This window comes from Pseudomonas lactucae (assembly GCF_016937615.1).
GTDB classification, from domain to species: Bacteria; Pseudomonadota; Gammaproteobacteria; order Pseudomonadales; family Pseudomonadaceae; genus Aquipseudomonas; species Aquipseudomonas lactucae.
The window spans coordinates 1-1,464 of record NZ_JAFHKI010000097.1 but is presented as its reverse complement, the minus strand read 5'-3'; the positions used below and the strand labels follow the sequence as shown (position 1 = coordinate 1,464).

Below are 1,464 nucleotides of genomic sequence, written 5' to 3'. Positions count from 1 at the left end.
GGGCTTGCTCCCGATGCCGGTCAGTCAGTCACTACATCTGGTGGCTGATCCACTGCTATCGGGAGCAAGCCCCCCGCTATCTCCACTCATGATCAGCCAACATAACTTCCACTTTATTCAGCGGCGCCGTCGCGCTATCAATCAACTGGCCTAGCAGGGCCTCATCCTCATCCATATACCCTTCATATTCCGCCAGGTTTCGACGCTCATGACACAGGGCCAACAACCTTACCGCCACCTTGCTCACTTCGGTGGTGTGAACCAGACATTGAAAGACCAAATAGCGTTTGTCAGAGCGATAGCCTTGCAGGCGCAAGGCGGTGAGTGCAAGAGCATGGGCGGCGTTGTAAGCCAGGTCGAAACGACTGGCGAACGATAACGGGGCATTACCGGCGTCCTTCAACCGACCCCTGGCCGAACGCATCAGCCCATCACACTCCTTGCGATCCGGCGGCTCAGCCTTCAAGCCACCGCTACGTTGCAGATTCTCCAGGTTTGCCTTGCTGTCCATCCGTGGATTCCAGGGGGTTGCCCCCAATCAGATTGATCTTGTCCTGCTGCACGACCCGCTGCACAAAACTGTTCCCGGCATTCCATTTGCCGATCCAGTCTTCGGGGGTGTAAAGCGTCGGGTTGATGGTGCGGCCCAGCTGCTCTTCCAGCGGCATGAGCTGCTCCATGACTTCACTGTAGTTGAGGCTTTCGCCAATCAGCATGAGATCTATGTCACTGGATGAGTGCGCCTCGCCCTTGGCGATGGATCCGTAGATAAAGGCCCACGTTATGTGCTCGACGAACGGTGCCAATGCATTGCGCAAGGGCTCGTCCAGGCTCAGCGTTTTGCGCACGATGGCTAGCAGTTCCGAGTAGATCGGGCATTGGGGGTTGGCTTGGTAGTGGGTCTGGTTGCCCTGGCGCGTCATGCTCAAAATGCCCGCTGACTGCAAGCGCTCCAGTTCACGGGTGAGACTGCCTTTACCCACCTGAGCCCAGCGCGCGATTTCATTGGTGAAGAAACTTTGGTCGGGTTTGCCGAAAAGCAGGCCAAACACCTTTTGCTGGGTGGCGGTGAAGAGCGCAGTGCTGATAGGCAGGGTTTGCATGGCGTCGACCGAAGAGTCCCAAAAAGGGAACGATAGGTCCCTTTTTGGGAACGATCAAGTTCTAAGCCGCAGGTGAGGGGGAAATATTTTCCAGTGCCTGATCCACTAGCAAATGCCCCAACTCGGCCATCTGCTGAATTCCCAGCATGATTGCGCGCTGGGAAACGTCCAGCTCAAAGGCCAGGTTGCAGGTGAGTGCGTTGAGCGAGGACAGCGTTTCGCTGGCGTTGACCAGCAGGGTTTCGGTGTCCTGGTGGGGGTTTACAGTGAAGAGGGGCGGATTGGGGGTAGGTTTAACCATGATTTACAGCTCCGATATGTGATGAAGACTGCCCTCTTCCGCTTGCACGCGAATAAGGTG

The 1,464-nt window shown here is 56.4% G+C and carries 3 protein-coding genes; all 3 read right to left on the bottom strand.

The features are described 5' to 3' along the window. Positions 1-76 precede the first annotated feature (76 nt). The 3 genes from JWR98_RS18115 to JWR98_RS18105 all read right to left on the bottom strand — a co-directional run bounded on the left by JWR98_RS18115 (position 77) and on the right by JWR98_RS18105 (position 1,404). Positions 77-511 (bottom strand): hypothetical protein, encoded by a 435-nt coding sequence (locus JWR98_RS18115; protein WP_205490721.1) that lies wholly within the window; start codon positions 509-511, stop codon positions 77-79. Then, complete coding sequence (locus JWR98_RS18110; protein WP_205490719.1) at positions 474-1,103, bottom strand: nucleotidyltransferase domain-containing protein; 630 nt, start codon at positions 1,101-1,103, stop codon at positions 474-476. Before JWR98_RS18110 ends, JWR98_RS18115 begins: the two co-directional genes overlap by 38 nt. 61 nt (positions 1,104-1,164) lie before the next feature. Then, entirely contained in the window at positions 1,165-1,404 is a 240-nt protein-coding gene (locus JWR98_RS18105; RefSeq protein WP_205490717.1) for a DUF6124 family protein, read from the bottom strand. Positions 1,405-1,464 lie beyond the last annotated feature (60 nt).

What these genes read in the sequence shown, in the direction of transcription:
- JWR98_RS18115 (WP_205490721.1), bottom strand. Translation starts at nt 511, where the DNA reads ATGGACAGCAAGGCAAACCTGGAGAATCTGCAACGTAGCGGTGGCTTG.
- JWR98_RS18110 (WP_205490719.1), bottom strand. Translation starts at nt 1,103, where the DNA reads ATGCAAACCCTGCCTATCAGCACTGCGCTCTTCACCGCCACCCAGCAA.
- JWR98_RS18105 (WP_205490717.1), bottom strand. Translation starts at nt 1,404, where the DNA reads ATGGTTAAACCTACCCCCAATCCGCCCCTCTTCACTGTAAACCCCCAC.